Genomic DNA, 20,183 nt, shown 5'->3' on the forward strand with positions numbered 1-20,183 from the left:
CATGACCGTGGGGACCGAACTCACTGCGCCCACCAGCCAACGACGCCTGCACATCGCAATGATCGGCACCCGCGGAGTACCCGCCACCTACGGTGGTTTTGAAACGGCCGTCGAGGAGATCGGCCGGCGAATGGTCGACCGCGGCCACGACGTAACCGTGTACTGCCGCCACACGGTAGAGCCCGCGCCAAAAGAATATCTCGGCATGACGCTGGTTGAGCTGCCGGCCCTGCGGCACAAGATTCTCGAAACCCTCAGCCACACCGGGCTCTCGGTGCTGCACGCGACCACCCATCGCCGCCTCGATGTCGCGTTCGTCTTCAACGCCGCCAATGCACCGTTCGTCCCTCTGTTGCGCCTGCGCGGAATTCCCAGCGTTGTGCACGTGGACGGACTCGAGTGGAAGCGCGACAAGTGGGGCCCAACCGGCCGCCGCTATTATCGGTGGGCCGAGGAGGTAGCTGTTCGTGAAGCGGATGCCCTGATCGCCGACGCGCAGGGAATCGTCGACTACTACCAGGATGAGTTCGAGGTGCCCACCGCGCTGATCTCGTACGGCACCAAGATTCTTACGGACACCCCGTGCGATCGGCTCGCCGAACTCGGCCTCCTCCCCGGCGGCTACCACCTCGTCGTCGCTCGGTTCGAGCCGGAGAACCATGTCGATGTGATCGTCGAAGGCTACCGGGCCAGCGGCGCCCTGCTTCCGCTCGTGGTGGTCGGCTCTGCACCGTACGCGGTCGATCACATCAATCGCATTGCCGACCTGGCCGCCTCCGATTCGCGTATCCGCATGATCGGAAGCGTCTGGGACCAGGGCCAGCTCGACCAGCTGTACGCGCACGCGCGCACCTACCTACACGGCCATTCCGTCGGCGGAACCAACCCCTCGCTGCTGCGGGCGATGGGTGCCGGCACCAAGGTCATCGCCTGGGATGTCGTCTTCAACCGGGAGGTGCTCGGCACCCACGGTGCCTACTTCAGCCACGCGGACTCGCTCGGCGCCCTGATCGAAGACTCCGAGCGGAGCCCCGATCGCACCGCCGAGGTCGGAACCGCGCTGCAGGAGCGGGCGGCGAAGTTATACAACTGGGACACTGTCACGGCGAGCTACGAGGGCCTTGCCCGCCGTGTGGCCGCTGGCTACAGCACGCACCATCAGAGCAGCGGCCGTGCCGAGGAGTCAACCTGGAGCCTGCCCGAGACCATGAGCCGGCAACCGTCAACCGCACCGTCCAGGGGAATCACACTATGACCAGCACGCCAGCCCCGACCGCGCAGCCAACGGAAGGCTATTTCGACACCGTACGCCGGTTGTCCTCCGCCCAGAAAACCGCCACCCGCGGTGCGCCCGCCTACTCGGTCTACGTGAACCGACGAGTCGGCCGTTACATCGCGGCCGGCGCCTATCGGAAGGGACTCAGCCCCAATAATGTGACGGCGATCAGCGCCGGCTTCACGTTCTGCGCCATCGGGCTGCTCGCGATCGGCGAGCCGAGCTGGCTGCTCGGCATCACCGTGTGGCTGCTGCTGGCCGTCGGCTACGCCTTCGACTCGGCCGATGGCCAGGTCGCACGATTGCGTGGTGGTGGCTCAGCCTCCGGCGAATGGCTTGACCATGTCATCGACGCCATCAAGATCTCCACGCTCCACCTGGCCGTGCTGATCACCGCGTTCACGCATTTTGCCTTCACTGATCCGGCCTTGCTGCTGGTTCCGATCGGGTTCACCGCGGTGGCGGCCGTATCGTTCTTCGCGATGATCCTGAACGACTTGCTCAAGGCCAAGCATGCTCCCCTGGCTCCGCCATCGACCGCTCGCCGCACGGTGTTGCGCTCGCTCCTGGGGGTGCCGACCGATTACGGTGTGCTCTGCCTCGCGTTTGTGCTGCTCGGCGCTCCCCCGCTGTTCTTCGGGGTGTACGCCGTGCTCTTTGTCGCTAACGCACTGTATCTGGCGCTCGCTTTGGCCAAGTGGTTTCGGGACATGACCGCGCTGGGCGGCGTCGGAGCGACCCAGCCGTAGCTGGGCATCCGCTGCATCTGGACCGAGTATTCCAGCGCCCCTGAACTATTCGGCGACGTACCTCCTACTGGGGGATGTGCTGCGGCCCGACGAATGTGAGTTTTGATCAGCTTGATTGTAGTGTGGGCGCAACTGAACGGAGAATGCTGTGGAACCGATCGACTATTTGAGAACCATCACGAGGCGATGGCTGATCATCCTTATTGTCGGGCTGCTCGGCGGTGCGGCAGCGTGGGGGTATGCGGCGAGCCTGCCCCCGCAGTTCCAGGCCACCAACAGTGTTTTCGTCACGAGCGATCGCGGTGAGACCACCAGCGAACTCCTGCAGACCTCCACCTTCACGCAGAATCTCGTACAGTCCTATGCGCAGCTCGCGACGACGCCGACCGTTCTCGGCCCGGTGATCACCCGATTGGAACTGGATACGACCCCCCAGAGCCTCGCCGCCCAGGTGTCCGCCGTCACGCCGCTCAATACCGTGTTCATCAATATCACCTCCACCAGCACGTCAGCGGAGCAGGCCGTCGAGCTGGCCGACGCCGTTTCACTGTCGCTCGCCACGACGGTGGAGAGCCTGGCACCCAAGGGCCCCGACAATTTGCCGTCGATCTCGGTGAAGACCGTGTCACCCGCGCAACTCCCCGGTGCACCGTTTTCGCCCAATACCAGACTCATCGTGCTCACCGGCCTGCTGCTCGGCCTCATGGTCGGCGTGCTTTATGCCCTGGCCCGGGAGGTTCTCGATACCCGGGTGAGCACGCAGAAGGACCTCGACCGGGTTTCATCGGACCCGCTGCTCGGCATGGTCGGGCGTAAGCGGCGCTCCGACCCCGCGGGCCTGGCCATGCGGGTCATGCCCCACAGCGCGCTGGCCGAGGCCTACCGCCGGGTGCGCGCCAATCTCGAATTCATCGACGTTGACAGCCCGCCGCGCAGTACAGTCGTCACCTCCGCCGTCGCTCGCGACGGAAAATCCACGACCGCCATCAACCTTGCGCTGGCCATGGCCGAGCGCTCCGCGAAGGTGCTGCTGATCGACGCCGACCTGCGACGCCCGTCTATCGCCGAGCTGTGTGACCTCGAGGGCGACGTCGGCCTCACCACAATTTTGCTCGGCGACGTCGGACCCGAAGATGCCATCGTGCGCTGGTCCGATGGTCTCGATGTACTGCCGTCCGGTGCCGTCCCGCCGAACCCCGGGCGACTGCTCGGTTCGGCCGCGATGAAAACGCTGATGAAGCGCCTGCTCGAAGACTATGACTTCATCGTCGTCGACTCCCCTCCACTGCTTCCGGCGACCGACGCCCTCGGGCTATCTCACCTCACCGACGGCGCCATCGTTGTGGCTCGCTACAAAACGACCACCCGTCAGCAGCTCACGACCACCCTCGAGTCCCTCGAAGCGGTCAACGCCCGCATTCTCGGCATCGTACTGAACCAGGTGCGCGAACATCGCGCCGAGGTCTACTACGGACCGCTCGCACCCGTGAAGGGGGTGTCCGCACCAATGACCGGACCGGTCAACCGAGTCACGGCCACCCGAGCGCCCAAAGCCGCGTTCGATGACTCCGGCCGCCGCGACTCGGAATCGGCGCGGACCAAGTAGTGCGCATCCTCCAGTCGTTTCCGGAGGGCCGCGCCACGACCAACCCCTACCTCGTTCAACTCGACCGGGGGCTGCGGGAGCACGTGCAGGTTGACGGATTCTCTTGGTGGCGTGCGTTGATGGCACCATACGACGTGTTCCATGTGCACTGGCCAGAGATTCTGCTGCAGGGGCGCACCCCGGCGCGCGCTCTGGCTCGGCGCCTGCTGTTCGCACTTCTGCTGACGCGACTGCGGCTGCGCCACACGGCCGTGGTTCGTACGCTGCATAACCTGCGCAGCCACGAAGAGAAGTCACCGACCGAGCGGCGCCTGCTGCAAGCGTTCGACCGCCAAACCACCCTGTGGATCCGGCTCAACGCGTTCACTGCGCTTCCGGCGGGCGCGCTCGAACGTACGATTGCACACGGCGATTACCGCGAGTGGTATGCCGGTCAGACCTGCCCCTCGACAGTTCCCGGTCGCCTGCTCTATTTCGGCCTGATTCGCCCCTATAAGGGCATCAACACACTGATCGAGTGCTTCACGGCGATAACGGATGCTGCGGAATCGTCCGCAACGCTGCGGATCGTCGGTCAGCCCCACACGCCAGAGCTGGCCCGAACGTTGGGAGCTCTGGCGGCCGGAGACCCACGCATCGAATTCAGCCTGGGCTACGCGAGCGACGAGACGCTCGCCCACGAGATCGGCGAGGCCGAGCTAGTCGTCCTCCCGTACCAGGAGATGCACAATTCTGGCGCCACACTGTTGGCCTTGTCTCTCGGCCGCCCCGTTTTGGTGCCGCGGAACGCTGTCACCGAGGCGCTGGCGAACGAGGTGGGCGGCGACTGGGTGTTGACCTACCCCGACACACTCTCGCCCCAGGACCTCACCGATGCGCTCGCCGCCGCTCGGTTCTCGTCCCACACGGCTCGTCCCGATCTCTCGGCCCGCACCTGGGAGACCGGCGTGGCCGGGCACCTGGAGGCGTACGCGTGCGCGGTGCGCGCCGTTTGAGCGCGCTGAGCGCCCATCCACCGAGTTGGCTTTTCTAGCGCGTCCCGACGAACATCCAGGCGTCGGCGGCCAGGCGCCCGTCGACCGCCGGCAGGTCGGCCACGCCAGTTCCTACCCGCTTCTGCAGGGCGTGCATGACCGCGTTCGCCAGGGCCGGAACCCCGGCCCCGGGGGCGACGACGTCGTGGCCGTGCTCGGTGAGCCAGTCCGCGAGGCCGGTCTCCGACGTGGTGACGATATTGCACCCGTGGGCCAGGCCCTCAACTATGGGCAGGCCAATTTGCTCGCGCCACGTTGCCGTTGGCTGAGACGGCAGGGCGAGCACTCTCGCGCGCCGCAGGTGAGCATGAATTTCACTGCGCGGCGGGTCGATAATGACCTCTATCGTCGGGTCCTGCTCGGCCGTTTGACGGGCCCGGTCTTCGAGGGCCCCCTTGCCGATGATGGTCAGCCGCGCTGCGGGGATGAGAGCGGTGACGCTCGGCCAGGCCGCAAGCAGTTCAGGAAAGCCCTTTCGTGCCACGAGGGCTCCGAGAAAAACAACGCGCGGCTCGCCAGGGCCGGAATCGACCGGGCAGGCACACGGGGCGGGCAAAGCCGGGATGACGGTGCTCGTGGTTCCGGCCGACGGCCGACGCAGGGCGCTGCCGTAGGTAATTCTCGCGGCATCCGTGCCGAAGGCGATGCGATCGGTGTGCCGCCAGACAAACCGCGACAGGCGGCTGTTGGCGAAGCGCCGCAGTCGACCCTCCTCGCCGACCGGGCGGACCAGAGGATTTGAGTTTTCCATGGCGTAGCTGACGATCGCCGCGCGCGGGCCACCGAGCAGCGACCGCGCTCGCAGGCCACTGATGGCCAGCGCACTGCCCCACACGCTTGAGAGCATAAGCGGTTCGTTGATTTCGAGGGTGGTCACCTTCGACCGAGCCAGCAGCCAGGCGGCGCGCACCGGACCGGCCTGCACGACGGTGAGCCCCTCCACCAGGGATTCGTGAAAGTCGTATCGTTTCGCCCGATAGAGAATGGTCGCCTCCGGCAACACATGGGCACGCTCAAGATAAGCGCTGCGCAGGGTTCGGTACAACCTCGCCCGTGTGGTTACGATCCGCATCCGGCGCGATCCCTTTCCTGCTCAGTGCCTGTCATCGAAATAGCGCCTTGCCTGGACAAATTACTGGGGCATCACAGCGATCAGGTCATCGAAGGTCGCCGTCATCGGGCTCACGGTGGCCGAGCCACTGACGTAGAACGCCACCCCGATCGAACCGGCCTGCTGCAGGGCGGCCGTTGAGTCCGTCGCACTGACCTGCCAGATATCAGGGGCAGGCTCACCGAGCTTCCACGCCATCGCCTTGAGCGTGGTCGGTATGGTGCCGGTGACTTGCACCCGCAGCTGCAGCTGATCGCCCGCCACGTAGCTGAGGCCGGGGATGGTCAAGGACTTGAGACTCGTCGCATAATGCAGGATCTGCACCTGCACCGCCCCGGAGGCCAACAGCTTAACGCGGGCCCGATAGTCGTCCGTACCAACCCGACGCCCGATCGCCGTGAGGTAGACGCCGCCGCCGGTCACTGCCTGCTGCACGCTCGTTGTCACGGTCAGATCGGTTTCAGTGGTTGACACCGTGCTCAAATAGCCGTTGAGCATCCTGCCTGGCACGGCACGGAGTTTGGCCACGCCGTCACCGACCGCGTAGTTTGCTGCTGATCCGGTCGTGGTCCATGACCCGCCGAGGTCCGCTGCGCCGAAGCCGGTGCTCATGGCTCGGCTGAAGGCATCCGCTGCGAACGCCGTCGCCGGCGCTGGCGCCGGGTCGGTGACCACAACGCTGCGGGAAGCGCTCGCCGTTGCACCGGCATCGTCGGTGACCGTGAGCACGATTTCATAGGTGCCGGCTCCCGCGTAGCCGTGGGTTGCCGTTGCCACGGCGGCAGATTCGGTCGCGCCGTCTCCCCAGGCCCAGGTGTAGCCCGCGATCGTGCCGTCCGCGTCAGTCGAACCGACGCCGTCGACAGCGACCGCAAGATCGGTGGCCGTCGACGTGAAGGCCGCAACCGGAGGCGCATTCTCCGGGGCTGGCGGCGGGGCGGCGGTGACCGTGACCGACTCGGTGACGGCCGAGGCGGCCCCGGCATCGTCGGTCACGGTCAAGGTGACCTCGTATATTCCCGACTCGGCATACGTGTGGCTCACCTGGACAGCGGTGCCGGTGGCGCCATCGCCGAACGTCCACGCATAGCTCGCAATCTGTCCGTCGGAATCCGACGACGACGCCGCGTCAACCTGCAGGGCCAGGTCGTCGACCGAGGAGACGAAGGCTGCTGTCGGTGGCAGGTTGGCCGTGCTTCCTCCCGATCCGAGCGTGAAGTGCTGACCGATGACCCTTGGCGCCAGGGCGGTGGAATAAACCGCAACCTCGTCGAGGGTACCGGCGAGCGCCGGGCTGCTCGAGCCCCAGGTAGGGTCGCTGCCAATGCGCCAGTATCCCGAGTAGGCCTGCGCCGCCGGTTGCGGATTCGTGCCCACCAGTGCGCCGTCGACGTAGAGCTGCATGCCGGCGGGAGACTGCACGGCGACTACGTGGTGACTCACGCCATCGTTGTAGGACGCGGCTGAGGTGACCGTGTTTGCTTTGCCAGTCCAGGTGCCGAAGACGAGACGCCCATCATCCTGCAGGTAGACGTGACGGTCATAGTTGGTCGACAGCCCGGTCTGGCGGTTGCCGAAGCCGATGATTTTTCCGCCCTGCGTCGTGGTCGTGTTGAACCAGGCCTCGAGCGAGTACGTCGTCGGATTCACGAATTGCGTGTCGCTGCTGACCGTTCCGCCGTTGAAGGTGGCGGCGGTATTGCTCGCCCCGGCGATCAGTGCGTCCGCACCCTTCGTGACGGCTCCGGAATACGTTCCGGAATTGCCCAACAGGCCAGCATCGAGGGCGCGCGTTCCGGCAGCTTCGCCGAGCCGCCAGTACAGGTCGGGTTCAGCACCGTACACGGCGGCACCGTAGGCATCGGCGGGGGCGGCCGGCACCGGTGAGGTGCGGCCGGATGCGACGTAGTGGTCGAGCACCTGCTGACGGCTCAGCGGGCCGTTGTACAGCGCGACCTCGTCGATATCGGCTGCAATGTACCCGCTCGTCGGCTGGCTGGTCCAGCTGCTGAGGGTATCTCCGCCGATTCGCCAGAATCCCTGGTAGACCTGCCCGGTCGTCACGTCGGAGCGATGGGCCGCGCGCGTGCCATCGATGTACAGCGTCATGCCCGCCGGGCTGAGGCTGGCCACAATGTGATGCCATTGCCCATCGTTATAGCTGTCACTCGTATTAATGGTGCGAAGCGCGCTGGGGTAGGCGCCGAACCAGATCTTGCCGCCGTTGTCCATATAGACGTGGCGGTCGTACCCGGCCGAGCTGCCGGTGGCCTTGTCACCAAATCCAACGATTTTACCGCCTCGGGTGGTTGTGGTTTTCACCCACGCCTCGACACTGAAGTTGTTCGACGATTCTTCCGCCGTTGCGGTCGAGGCCAGCCCGTTTGCCGTTCCGTCGAAGCGAGAGGCGGCCTGCTCAGCAATGGCGCCTGAGATATCTCTGGTCACGCCCGACCGCACTGCCAGGTCGGCTCCGCCGGTCCAGTCGAAGGCCGTTGTGCCCTCCGGCTCACCCAGTGGCCAATAAGACCGTGGTGAGTCACCCAAAACGGATGCCGCGTAGTCACTCAGCCCCGCTCCCTCGGCAACCGTGACCGAGGCCACGGCACCGATGCGACTGTTGCCGAATGGGTCGGTCACGCGGATGCGATAGTCGTAGCTTTGTCCCGGTGTCAGCCCGGTGTCGCTCCAACTGAGCATCGGCCGGTCCCAATCGGTGGAGTCGGCCAGGATAGTCGCGACGCTCACACCGTCCCTGAGCACTTCGTAGCTGAGGTTTTCGTTGTCACGGTCGTAGGCGCTCATCCAGCTCAGCCGGGTGCCTCCCGGCACGAAGGACGCGACGGACGGCACGAAGTCTGCGGCCACGAAGGAGGTATTTGTGACCCGCGGGCCTTCTTTATTCGGGGCGATGGTCCGAGCCGCGAACCGCGCGAGCCCCTGCTGCCCTTTATTGTTGACGATCGTGAACTCGCCGCCATAGAGCAGGTAGTCCTCATTCGCGGTGATGTTCCATGGTCCCTGCCCTTGACCGGTGTACGTGCCCGAATTGATATCCGGGTAGAAGGTCAGCAGGTCGGGCCGGGGCGTTCCCTCAAAGTTGTAATACGAGCCGCCTGTCCGGTTTCTGGTGATGATTCCCTTCGCCTCCGATGTGAACGTCAGGGTGCGGTGGAAGGTCCACGGGTCGGTCTGCGGCGGGCCAGCGATGTTGCCACAAAAGTGAGCGTGCGAGGTGGTGTAGACGACGTCGCCCACTGGCACGGCAGAGTAGGTATCGCCGTGGCAGTCCTCGACCCAGATCAGCGCGCCCTCGTCCCAGCTGGCGCGAAACGCACCCTCGAGAGTTCCGCCGGTTCCGAAGACATAACCGGTTCCGATCACGCCCTGATCCGACGAGGTCAGGCTCAAGATGGCGGCGTCCTTGCCGCCGTTACGAATGATCGAGTTGATCTTCCACGGAAGGGACGCGCCGGTGGCGGCATCCGTTGCGGCCATGCCATAGCCGGGGTTGGAGCTGCCGTTGTACGAGGTGAACGCGCCGCCGATGACGACTCGGCCCCCGTCAGGCGAGATGGTCAGTGCGTTGACCCCGCCGCCGGCCGGCGTACCGGTCCAGGTGCCGAGTGCACCGTTGGACGCAGCGAATGAGGCCGTCATGGCGCGAGCCTGTCCCCCGGCGGTGGAAAAGGTTCCTCCGGCATAGACCGTGTCGCCGAAGAATCCCAGCGCCTTCACAGAGGCGTTCACGACCGGCTTCCAGGTGGAGACCAGGGCGCCCGTACCGGTGTCAAAGGCCGCCAGGCGGTACCGAGTGTCCGAACCGACCCTGGTGAAGGACCCGCCGGCGTAGACCCGGGTACCGTCGGCCGAGGCGACCAGAGCACGAACGGCTCCGTTGACGTTGGGGTTGAACGAGGAAAGGAGTTGTCCGGTGGTGAGGTTGTAGGCGAGCAGGTTGTTGCGCACCACCTCGTTGGCACCTCGGGCCGAGCCGGCCGGGCGAGCCCTGGTGAATTCCCCTCCCACGTACACCGTGTTCCCCACGATCAGCTGAGTCCAAACGACACCGTTGATCTGTGTCGTCGGCAGCGAATCCGCGGCGACCGTGGCCGGAGTGCCGACATCGACCGGTGCGGAATCCGCCAGCGCCACCGCTGGGACGCTCAGAACTCCGGCGATTACGGCGACCGCCGTCGCCAGAGCGAGCCAGCCTGCCCGTGCCAGGTGGGCCAGACGCGGGGTTCCACTGGGCGCTGGATCGACAAGACGGCGCGAAGGAATGAGCAGAGGAGCAGCCACCAGAAGGCCTCACTTAGGGTTTGGACCGTAGCCGTCGAATAGCCACCGCACTAGTTCGCAGTATATTGAGTCTTTGTCAGTTACCAATGCCCCCCATACAGGGGATTGGTGCTGGGCTAGCGCTTGTACTCGTGATAAATCGACCCCACGGAGCCGCTCAGCATGCCGGCACCGCGGGCAGCGGTGCGCAGCCCCCGGGCCCGATGGGGCAATTGTCCGATGATCAATCCGGTCAGGTAGCGGGCAAGGCCGCCCAGTACCCGCGCGGTGCCGCGGGCGACCATGGTGGCTCGCACGAGCATCCGTTCGCCGTGCGCGGTGTCGTCGAGATTGATTCGACTCCAGGTGTTGCCCATGCGGAAAGCGCGCTGCAGCACCCATTCTCGGGTGAGCCGGCTGGCTGGGACCACGTCGATGACAATGGCCTCATCGCACCAGATCATTTGCCCGCCGAGGCGATGCAGCTGCCGGGTGAACAACGAATCCGAACCGCCGGAAATGCCGAACCGTTCGTCGAACTGCAGGCCGAGGCGGCGCACCTGAACGAGGTCAAGGAGCAGATTGTTGGTGGCGGCGAGCGAAACCGGCGTCCCCGTGGCGAATCGGCGGCGCTCAAAGAAGCCGCCGGCCCGAATCCACGGTTCAGGCTCCGTGTCGTATCGCGAGAGCACCGGACCGACCACGGCGGCCGGGCGAAAAGTAGCGTAGGTGTCGAGAAGCTGCATGAGCCACTGGGCAGTGGGCCGCTCATCATCATCGATGAAGATCAGCACTTGGGCATGATCTGCTTCCGTCAAGGCCCGATTGCGACCGGCCGCGATCCCAGGAATCGGTTCATGCACGTACCGCACCGGCACGGAGCCACTCGAAGCGGCGACCGCAGCCACCTGGTCACGTGCACCGCCGTGCGGATCGTTGTCCACGACGAGAATCTCGATCGACCGAGAAACCGTGGCGGCCTGGTCAAGGAGCTCTGGCAGCAACTCCACCAGGTCATGGGCTCGACAATAGGTGAGGACCGCGATCACGACGCTGGCCTTACCACCCGGATATTCTTTGGTCACGATTCCCCCTCTTTGGCATTTCGCCATCACAAATCCTGCACAAGCAGCGGTGCCGCTCACCTCCGATCAGTCACGCTGATCGGCCTCTACCGGCATCGGTCAATTGAAGCGCAGGGCGACGAAATCGTCGAAGGCCGTGGTGACCGGAGTCATGGTAGCCGTTGACCCGAGGTAGAGGGCCAGTCCGACCGAGCCCGACGCCTGCATGGCGGGCGTGGCATCCGTCGTACTGAGCTGCCAGGCCGACGGCTCGGTGCCGCCGACGCTCCAGACTTTAGCCCGGATGGTCGTCGGCCCGGTGCCGAAAACCTGCAGCCGGACCCGAAGCTGGGTTCCTGTCGTGTAGGTCAGCCCGGCGATGTTTTGCACTGTTAAGGTCGTCGCACCGTGCATGAGCTGCAGCTGCACAACACCCGTTGGCAGGAACTTGACCCTGGCCCGGTAATCATCGGTGCCAACTCGTCGGCCGATAACCGACGAGTACGCTCCCGAGCCGGTGGCCGCCTGCTGAAGTGCAATCGTCACACTCACGTCACTGTCAGCCACGGACACACCCGACAGATATCCGTTGACCGTGGTTCCGGCCGCGGCTTTAAACCGCCCGACACCTTCACTGACCGAGTAGTTCCCCGACGATCCGGTCGTGGTCCACGCGCCTCCGCTATCGGCTGTGCCGAGCCCGCTGCTCAAGACGCGGGAAAACGCGTCGATTGCCACGGGAAGATTGGGATCAACAGCCGGCACGAGCACGTTCTGCGTCGTCACGGCCGTTGCGCCAGAGTCATCGGCAACCGTGAGGGAGACCGGATAACTGCCGTCGACGGTGTAGCTGTGCGTGGCTGTTTTGCCAGTCGAATTCGTCCCGTCGCCCCACGACCAGGCGTATCCTGCAACGGTGCCATCAGCATCCGTCGAAGCGGATGCGTCCACCGAAACGGCAAGCGGCGACGTCTGGTAGCTAAAGGCCGCGGTCGGCTGCACGTTGGCCTGAGGGCCGGAGCTGCCCACGGCGTAGTGGTTCGCGATGGATGCCGCCCCGAGTGCGGCCGGATACACGGCGACTTCATCAATGTCAGCGGCGATGTAGTCGCTCAGGGGCCGACTGGTCCAGCCGCTCAGATTGTCGCCGCCAATGCGCCAGTAGCCTTGAATCGGGGCGGCGGACGTCGTGTCGGTGCGTTGGGCGGCGAGTGCTCCGTCGATGTACAGCGACATACCGTTTGCGCCGACAGTGGCGACGATGTGGTGCCACTGTCCGTCATTGTAGGACCCCGTCGTATTGACCGTGCGCAGAGCACCCGGCTTGACTCCGAACCAGATTCGGCCGGTATTGTCCATATAAACGTGGCGGTCGTAGGCGGCGGAGTTGGCGGTGGCGCTATTGCCGAGGCCGATTATTTTACCGCCACGCTTGGTCGTGGTCTTGACCCAGGACTCAACGCTGAAGTCGCCGCGCGGCGTTTCAAACGCGCTGGACGCGGCGAACCCAGCAGTAGTGCCGCTGAACCGCGAAGCAGAGCCATCGTCACCGCTGAGGGCGCCCGCGACGCCTCTGGTCACGCCAGAGTTGGTTTGCGCATTGGCGGCGGCGGCCCAGTCGAAGGCCGTCGTTCCGCCGGCTTCGCCGAGCGGCCAGTAGGACGTCGGCGAGTCCGCCCGAACCGCGGATGCATACGCGCTGTAGATCCCGGCACTTGCGACGGTAACGGATGCCGGACTTCCGGTCTTCACGTTGCCAAACGGGTCGCTCACCCTGATCTGATAGGAATATGCCTGCCCGGGGGACAGCCCACTGTCCGTCCAGCCCATGCTGGGTCGGGACCAGTCGACGGATAGGCCCAATACGGTGCCGACCGATACTCCATCACGCAGAACTTCGTACTTGAGTCGCTCATTGTCACGGTCGTAGGCCGACTTCCACCCAATGCGCACCGTGCCGGTCGAGAGCGATTGCAGGTCTGGAACGAAAGCCGACGCGACGAAGGCCGCGTTGGCCAAGCGGGGCCCTTCTTTATTGGTCGCGGTCGTGGAGCTGGCGAATCGCGCCAGACCCTGCTGCCCCTTGTTGTTGACATTGGTGAACTCGCCGGCGTACAAGAGGTATTGACCATTGGTCACGACGTTCCAGGGACCCTGCCCTTGCCCGGTGTAGACGCCGGTGTTGATGTCCGGGTAAAAGCTCAACAGGCTCGGTCGAGGTTTGCCGACGAAGTTGTCGTAGCTGCCCACGGCGTTTGGCGTAATGAGTCCGGTGGTGGCCATCGTGAACGACAGGGTGCGGTGGTAGGAGCGCGGCGCCGTCTCGACCGGTCCGCCAATATTGCCGCAGTAGTGCGCGTGACCGGTGGTGTAGACGACATTCAGCGTCGGGGCCGCGGAGTAGGTGTCACCGTGGCAGTCTTCCATCCAGATGATCGAACCGTCCGACCAGCTGGCGCGGAAAGTGCCCTCGAAGTTGGCGCCAGCGCCATAGTCGTATCCAGTGCCGAAGACACCATCGGGCGAGGAGGTCAGGCTCGTGATCCCGCCGTTGATCCCGCCGTTACGGAGTAGCGAGTTGACCGCCCAGGGCAGGGAGGCGCCGGTGACGGCGTCGAGGGCCGCCATCCCGTAGCCGGGGGTGCTGGCGCCGTTGTACGAGGTGAAGGCGCCGCCGATAATGACCTTGGCACCATCGGGCGAGACGGTGAGGGCGTTGACGGCGCCGCCGCTCGGGGTTCCTGACCAGGCCTTCAACGCACCGTTGGAGGCGTCAAAGGACGCAATCTGAGGGCGCGGCTGACCACCGGCAGTGCTGAAGACCCCGCCAGCGAACAACGTGCCACCCGAAAATCCGAGCGCTTTGACCTGAGCGTTCAGGACTGGGGCAAACGAGGCGACGAGCGCGCCCGTGCCGGTGTCAAAGGCCGCCAGACGGTACCGATTGGCTCCGCTCACGGAGGTGAACGAGCCGCCGGCATAGATTCTGCTGCCGTCTGCGGAGGCGACGAGTGCTCGAACTGCACCGTTGGGGTTTGGGCTGAACGTCGGGATCAGCACACCGGTCGTCAGGTTGTAGGCGAGCAGATTGGTGCGCACCATCTCATTCACCCCAACGCCGGAGCCGGCCGGGCGGGCTCTGGTGAATTCACCCCCCACATAGACTGTGGTGCCAACGATCAGCTGGGTCCACACCACACCGTTGATCTGCGCGGTGGGCAGGGAATCCGCGGCCATCGTCACCGGCGTCGCCGGATCGGTAGGAGCGGTGTCGGCTACGGCCTGAAGTGGAACCGTGAGAACGGCGGCGACAACCGCGACAGCGGTCAGCAATCCGAAAACACCGGCGCGTGCTGGCCGCTTACGAACCGAAATCAGACCTGCGAGGTTCAGTCGAGACGCGTAGAGAGATCCCACGATATTTCCTTACTCGGATGAAGAGCGGGGTCGTCGGGTGGCCGTCGCATTCAACGGAGTCTAGTGAGATTTTCTCAGTACGGAATCCCCTCTATGGGGGGCAGCCATTTGCACGGCCTGGTCAGTGCGGTGCCGCGCCCTCAAAGAGCACGATCGGCACGCCAGCCGAGTAGTCGACAGCGATCTGCACTTCGTCTCGCGCATCAGCGGGGACAGTGAAAACGAACACGCCCTGCGCGGCCTGGCCCGCGGCGACCGCGTCAGGAAATGGGACTCCGCCTGGCGCGGCAAGTTCGGTGGCCGGCGACTGGGCAGCCCCAAAGAAGAAGTTGACGACGGTTGACGTCAACGACACGGTCGCAGCCGTGTCGTTGCGAACAGAGACGGCGAACCGGAGCGACGGCCCGGCAATCTCGCCCGGTCCCCGCGCCACACCCTCGACCGCCTCGAGCTCGCTGATACTGAACACGACCCCGGGCACGGCCACGGCGGGGTCCGTCAGTGGGACCGGTTCCTGAACCTGTGGCGGAGCGACCTCGCTCGATGGAACGCCGACTCCGGCGTTCGGGTCGGGGACGCTCGGGGCGGGCGGCGTCGTTTCGGCCGGCACGGGGCTGGGCGAAGGGCCGGGCGACCGAGAGGGAGCGGGGGATGGGGTCGTCACGGACCGCGTCGCGGTGACATCGGCCGAATCGGCACGTTGGGATGCCAAACCGTTAGCCACCAGCATGATGACCACGAGCAGGGCCAGCAGTCCGGCCCCGGCGATCCACCACAGCCGACGCCGCTGGCCCGCGGTTTCGGGACCGGTATCGGAGGGGTGGTGCACGGCCATGCTAGAACTCCAAGCTGAGGACCCGCTCAAAAAATGAATAGGGTGAAGACGTCGTTGAGCCATTAATACACGCGTGGGGTTTCTTTCCAAGGGGGCACCTGAGCCCACTTTTGGGGGTCCCCGCCCACCCTGTACAGTGTGTGAAAGCTGCCGACCACTGATGAGGCCCACACATGCGCATCGCAATCCTGCACGGGAACAATGACGCCTACGGGGCCTCTCGCGTGCTCATTCAGGAAATCTCCTGCCTCCTCAGCCTCGGCCACACGGTGGCCGTCATCGTGCCAAATGGTGGACCACTGGCAGAAGATCTGGCTCAGTCCGGACTCTCTGCGACCGTCATCGTTGACCCGGGGCTGTCGGTCCTGAGGCTCAGCAAGATCTCAGACCTCCTGCATCCGATTCGTCTTCGACCAGAAATTACCCACGCCGACGTCGTGGTCTTGTGGACGCTCGCCCTCGCCGCGTACATTCCACTCCTGCGCCTGAAACGCAAGAGCTTTTACCTGTCGGTGCACGAGCTGCTCCCCAGCCGCTTGGGAAATCTCCTGGTTCGGGTACTCCTGGCCCCCGGCCGCTTTCCGATCTGCGCCTGCAGCGAAGCCACGGCAGCGTGGCTGGAGCAAAATGGGGTCGCCCGCACGCGGCTGACCGTGACGTCGCCCGTGTTCGACCCGGTCACGCTCGTCAGAGCACCGACGCTCCACGACCCGTTCACCCTCGCCGTCGTCGGCCGCGTCAATGGCCGCCGGGGACATCTCGAGGTGGCTCAGGCGCTCCAATCCCTGTGGCCGGCGGTAAGCCCCGACCCTCCGACAACCGGTTCGTCCTGGCGACTGCTTCTGTTCGGTGCGCCATTTCCCGGTCAGGAGTCCGCTCTCGACGCGGTGTTGCACCTGATCGAGGGCGACCCCCGGATCGAGTACCGCGGCGAGGCAAAATCCTTGGAATCCATCGCGAGCCAGATCGATGCTGTTGCCTGTTTTCCGTCCATGCCCGAGTCGTTTGGCCTCGTTCCCGTTGAAGCATGGCGGGCGGGGGTTCGGGCTGCGGGATTCGCCGACGGTGGGCCCGGCGAGGTGTTGCCCATTGTCGGCGGCATCGGCGTGGCACGCACCGGTGCACCCCTGGCTGACATTTCGTCGGCGCTCCTCACTCTGGAGCGGTCCGTCCGAGCACGAAAAGCTTTGCCCGAACCGTCGACGGTCAACCCGCTCTTCACGAAGGAACGCCGTCTGATATCGCTGACCCAGGTTCTCAACCAGGCCGTTGCCCGCCCAGCCCGCCGCACGGTCCGAAAACGCTCATCCTGACCGGCTACTCCTGCCCCTTCGGCGCAGGCAACACGTTGAGGTCGGGAACCACCGCGGGCTCAGGCACCACGTTCAGGTCGGGAACCGCTTCAGGCTCAGGCACCGCATGTGGCTCCGGCACGAGCTGTGCGTCGGGAGCGACCTCGGGTGCCGGCAACAGATTCACGTCGTGAGCGACTTTCGGTTCAGTGGACGCAGTCGGGTCCGGTGTCTGCGTGAGGGTAGCGGCGCTGGCAGCTCTGACACTGACGGCATCACCTGTGACGGTATTTCCGAACGGGTCACTCACCCGAATTTGGTACGAGTACGTCGTTCCGGGCGTGCGACCGGTGTCGGTCCAGCTAATCGTGGGGCGGCTCCAGTCGACGGATAGCCCCGTTTGTGTGCGCACGACAGCGCCGTTTCGCAAGACACGATAGGTAAGCAATTCGTTGTCGCGGTCGTAGTTCGACGTCCAGGTGACCTTGACCGTTCCGGCGGTTGGTGTGGTGAGCGTTGGCGTGAAACTGGCACCGGTCACGCGCGGCCCTTCTTTGTCTGGCGCGATGGACGACACCGCGAAGCGCACAAGTCCCTGCTGCCTCTTGTTGTTGACGAGGGTGAATTCGCCGCCGTAGAGCACATATTGGGAGTTGGCGGCAACGTTCCACGGCCCCTGACTTTGACCGGTAAAGTTGCCGGCATTGATGTCGGGGTAGAAGGTCAGCAGTGACGGGCGGGGGCGCCCCTCAAAGTTGAAGTAGCTCCCACCCGTGCTGTTTCGGGTGATAATGCCCGTTGCATTTTTCGTAAAGGCCAGAGTCCGATGAAAGGTTCGCGGACTGGTTTCCGAGAACCCACCGATGTTTCCACAAAAATGGGCGTGCGCGGTCGTGTACACGACGTCGCCGACCGGAACGGCCGAGTAGGTGTCACCATGGCAGTCCTCGATCCAGACGGTGTTGCCGCTGCTCCAGCTGGCCCGGAACGTTCCCTCGAACATGGCGCCGGGGCCATAGTCGTAGCCAGTGCCATAGACGCCGCCGGAATCCGAGGTGAGCGACAGAATAGAACCGTTCGGGCCAGCATTCTTGATGAGCTTGCCGATGTTCCAGGTCATTCCGGCGCCCGAGCTGGAATTCGTCGCCGCCATTCCATAGCCGGGAGTCGTCGCGCCGTTGTACGAAGTGAACGAACCGCCGATGACGACCCGGTCGCCGTTCGGCGAAACTGTAAGGGCGTTCACGGCCCCGTCGGGCACCGTGCCCTTCCAGGTACCGAGCGACCCGGTGGAACCGGTGAACGACGCGATCCGCTGTCGTCCCTGAGAGTTGGCCGAGGTGAAGCTCCCCCCCGCGAAGACGGTGCTCCCAAACGCGCCAAGCGCTCTGACGGTGTTGTTCGCCGTGGGTTTCCAGCTGGAATCGAGCCCCCCGGTGGCCGTACTGAAGGACGCCAACCGAGTTCGCGTCACGGACCCGACGGTCGTGAAGGCTCCACCCACGTAGATGCGAGATCCGTCTGGCGAGGCGGTAATCGCCCGCACCGCGCCATTGAGGTTGGGGTTGAATGACGTCATGACACCAGTCGACAGGTTGTACGCCATGAGATTGTTGCGCGTCACCTCGCTCGTTCCGGCCGAAGCTCCAGCGGGGCGTGCGCGAGTGAACTGGCCACCGACGTAAACGGTGTTTCCGACGATCGTCTGGGTCCACACCACCCCGTTGATTTGGGCGGTCGGCAACGCATCGGCCGCGACAGTTTTGGGGGTGGAAGAATTTGGCGGTGCCGTGTCCGCTTGCGCGCTGCCGGTACCAAAAAGAATCGTCACCGCCAAAGCTGCTGTCGCGATCATTGCCACTATCGGAGACCGAACGCTCCGCGCCATAAGAAAACCTCAATTTCAACTCGGACGGCGGCCTTCGGGCGGCCCCGTGGTGCCGGAACTATACTTGACTTCACGAATTTCGGGCTTCTGCCGCGAAAAACTGCAGGCCCGACCGTCGTTGGTCCGTCGGGGCGTGCGCCGGCGGACCGGCATCCGTTCATTTCTCACCCCTAGTCAGGCTGCAGGATAAAGGTTAGGATTCCTCACTGCCTCTCTTGTCCGAATCCTGTTGAAGCTCGCGCTGCAGCCTGAGAGAAATCTGAGCCTTCTGTGACCCCCAAGCACCCGACCACCCCGCACCCGAACACAGCGATTCCTCCAGAAACGAAACCTCACCGCGCGAACCCGCTGAAGCCCGCCGGCGACGGGTCCCCCGGGCTCCTTGCTGCCCGGCAGAACGGGCTGCACATCGGCTACGCGGCTGGCGGGTTTGACCTTTTCCACGTTGGACATCTCAATATTCTCAAGCACGCCAAGAGCCAGTGTGACTTCCTGATCGCCGGCGTTGTGTCCGACGAGATGCTCCAACTCACCAAGGGCATCACCCCCGTCGTGCCGCTAGTGGAACGTCTGGAGATTGTTCGACACATCTCCTTCGTGGACGAGGCCGTCGCCGAAGTCGTCGAGGACAAGCTCGACACGTGGCGCGACCTCCGCTTTGACGTGTTCTTCAAGGGAGACGACTGGCGAGGCACCCCCCGCGGGGTACACCTCGAGAACGAGTTCGCTGCTGTCGGCGTTGAGGTCGTGTACTTCCCCTACACGGTCAATACCTCCAGCACGATCTTGCGTCGGGCGCTCGACGCTCTCACGCGCCCCGATGCGGCCGGTCTTCGGCAACCACGCACGAGCACCCCCTAACCGTAGGCGAGCAGCCAACGCACCAAAGAACGGGTTTCTCGGCCGAGAAACCCGTTCTTTTCGTGCTGTTGCCGTAACTGCCGCAAACATCGGGCACAATCAAGCGGATGCTTCGGTTTGTTCCCGCGCGGCCTTGCGCGGCTGCGCTGCCCAAGAGTCAATGGGCACGGTAAACACTCCCAGCACGGCCTCAAATCGGCGGTAGACGGCCAGAGCCAGCACGATTGCCGCGCCGCACAGCAGCAGCGGAACCGCCGTTGCGGCATCCGTCGGTAACATCACGCCGCCGGCCATGACGATCGCCGCGAGCGCCGCCCTGTGAAAGGTTTGCACCAGATAGATGGGCAACGTGCGACTACCCAGCACCCGCATGAAATCAAACATCGGTGCGCGCGACAGAACGACGGCCACGCTGATGCCCACCAGCACTGCCAGCACGCTCACGGCGAGGAGCACGAACGGTACCCGCGTCAATGGCAGTTTCACCATGAGGAGCACAACGCCGGCATACAAGCCGCTGAGCACGGCCATGTGCCACCACCGCACCCGCGGAATCAGGCGTCGCACGCGCGGGCCCAGCCAGATCGCCGCCAGGAAGAAGACGAGGTAACGGCCCATCTTTTCCCACGGCGTACCCGTGTGCAGAACCTGCGAGCCGAACAGCACGGCGAGCGCTCCCGTTACGGACACGGAAATGAGCGGATGCCAGCGCCGAGTCAGCCAGGCCACGGTGAGACTGATGGGCAGGGCGTAGATGAACCAGAGATTT

At 64.7% G+C, this 20,183-nt stretch carries 13 protein-coding genes; 6 read left to right on the top strand and 7 right to left on the bottom strand.

The annotated features are described in order from the left end of the window. Position 1: 1 nt before the first annotated feature. The 4 genes from CXY80_RS09250 (at position 2) to CXY80_RS09265 (ending at position 4,626) form a co-directional block, all read left to right on the top strand. The gene (locus tag CXY80_RS09250; protein WP_199182246.1) at positions 2-1,255 is read left to right on the top strand and encodes a DUF1972 domain-containing protein; all 1,254 of its coding nucleotides are present in this window, start codon (positions 2-4) and stop codon (positions 1,253-1,255) included. Beyond that, entirely contained in the window at positions 1,252-2,025 is a 774-nt protein-coding gene (locus CXY80_RS09255; protein ID WP_104132331.1) for a CDP-alcohol phosphatidyltransferase family protein, read from the top strand. Before CXY80_RS09250 ends, CXY80_RS09255 begins: the two co-directional genes overlap by 4 nt. Positions 2,026-2,173: 148 nt before the next feature. Further along, positions 2,174-3,631 (top strand): polysaccharide biosynthesis tyrosine autokinase, encoded by a 1,458-nt coding sequence (locus CXY80_RS09260; protein ID WP_104132332.1) that lies wholly within the window; start codon positions 2,174-2,176, stop codon positions 3,629-3,631. After that, positions 3,631-4,626 carry a glycosyltransferase gene (locus CXY80_RS09265; protein ID WP_104132333.1) on the top strand — a complete coding sequence of 332 codons (996 nt, stop codon included), beginning with the start codon at positions 3,631-3,633 and terminating at the stop codon, positions 4,624-4,626. The genes CXY80_RS09260 and CXY80_RS09265 overlap by 1 nt, the downstream gene beginning before the upstream one ends. A gap of 34 nt (positions 4,627-4,660) precedes the next feature. Here CXY80_RS09265 and CXY80_RS09270 read toward each other — a convergent pair whose 3' ends face one another. From CXY80_RS09270 to CXY80_RS09290, 5 genes are all read right to left on the bottom strand, one after another. Further along, complete coding sequence (locus CXY80_RS09270) at positions 4,661-5,737, bottom strand: glycosyltransferase (protein WP_104132334.1); 1,077 nt, start codon at positions 5,735-5,737, stop codon at positions 4,661-4,663. A 60-nt stretch (positions 5,738-5,797) separates the two neighbouring features. Beyond that, complete coding sequence (locus CXY80_RS09275; RefSeq protein WP_233195211.1) at positions 5,798-10,078, bottom strand: LamG-like jellyroll fold domain-containing protein; 4,281 nt, start codon at positions 10,076-10,078, stop codon at positions 5,798-5,800. A gap of 116 nt (positions 10,079-10,194) precedes the next feature. Then, on the bottom strand, positions 10,195-11,142 hold the full coding sequence (locus CXY80_RS09280; RefSeq protein ID WP_233195212.1) for a glycosyltransferase family 2 protein: 948 nt from the start codon (positions 11,140-11,142) through the stop codon (positions 10,195-10,197). Between the two features lie 99 nt (positions 11,143-11,241). After that, complete coding sequence (locus tag CXY80_RS09285) at positions 11,242-14,538, bottom strand: LamG-like jellyroll fold domain-containing protein (protein ID WP_233195213.1); 3,297 nt, start codon at positions 14,536-14,538, stop codon at positions 11,242-11,244. Positions 14,539-14,659: 121 nt separating this feature from the next. Beyond that, positions 14,660-15,373, bottom strand: a complete 714-nt coding sequence (locus CXY80_RS09290; protein WP_104132336.1) for a hypothetical protein — start codon at positions 15,371-15,373, stop codon at positions 14,660-14,662. A 173-nt stretch (positions 15,374-15,546) separates the two neighbouring features. Here CXY80_RS09290 and CXY80_RS09295 point away from each other — a divergent pair, with 173 nt between their 5' ends. Then, positions 15,547-16,686, top strand: coding sequence for a glycosyltransferase family 4 protein (locus tag CXY80_RS09295; protein WP_104132337.1), 1,140 nt, complete (start codon positions 15,547-15,549; stop codon positions 16,684-16,686). A 4-nt stretch (positions 16,687-16,690) separates the two neighbouring features. On the opposite strand, the gene CXY80_RS09300 is transcribed toward CXY80_RS09295, so the two are convergent. Continuing rightward, entirely contained in the window at positions 16,691-18,520 is a 1,830-nt protein-coding gene (locus CXY80_RS09300; protein ID WP_104132338.1) for a hypothetical protein, read from the bottom strand. Between the two features lie 435 nt (positions 18,521-18,955). Between CXY80_RS09300 and CXY80_RS09305 the strand changes: the two genes are divergently transcribed. Then, entirely contained in the window at positions 18,956-19,414 is a 459-nt protein-coding gene (locus tag CXY80_RS09305) for an adenylyltransferase/cytidyltransferase family protein (RefSeq protein ID WP_092451823.1), read from the top strand. A 99-nt stretch (positions 19,415-19,513) separates the two neighbouring features. Here CXY80_RS09305 and CXY80_RS20150 read toward each other — a convergent pair whose 3' ends face one another. After that, a complete protein-coding gene (locus tag CXY80_RS20150; RefSeq protein WP_146070714.1) occupies positions 19,514-20,143 on the bottom strand; it encodes a hypothetical protein in 630 nt (209 codons plus the stop codon). Positions 20,144-20,183: the final 40 nt, after the last annotated feature.

Source organism: Cryobacterium sp. M91 (assembly GCF_002929615.1).
GTDB lineage: Bacteria > Actinomycetota > Actinomycetes > Actinomycetales > Microbacteriaceae > Cryobacterium > Cryobacterium levicorallinum.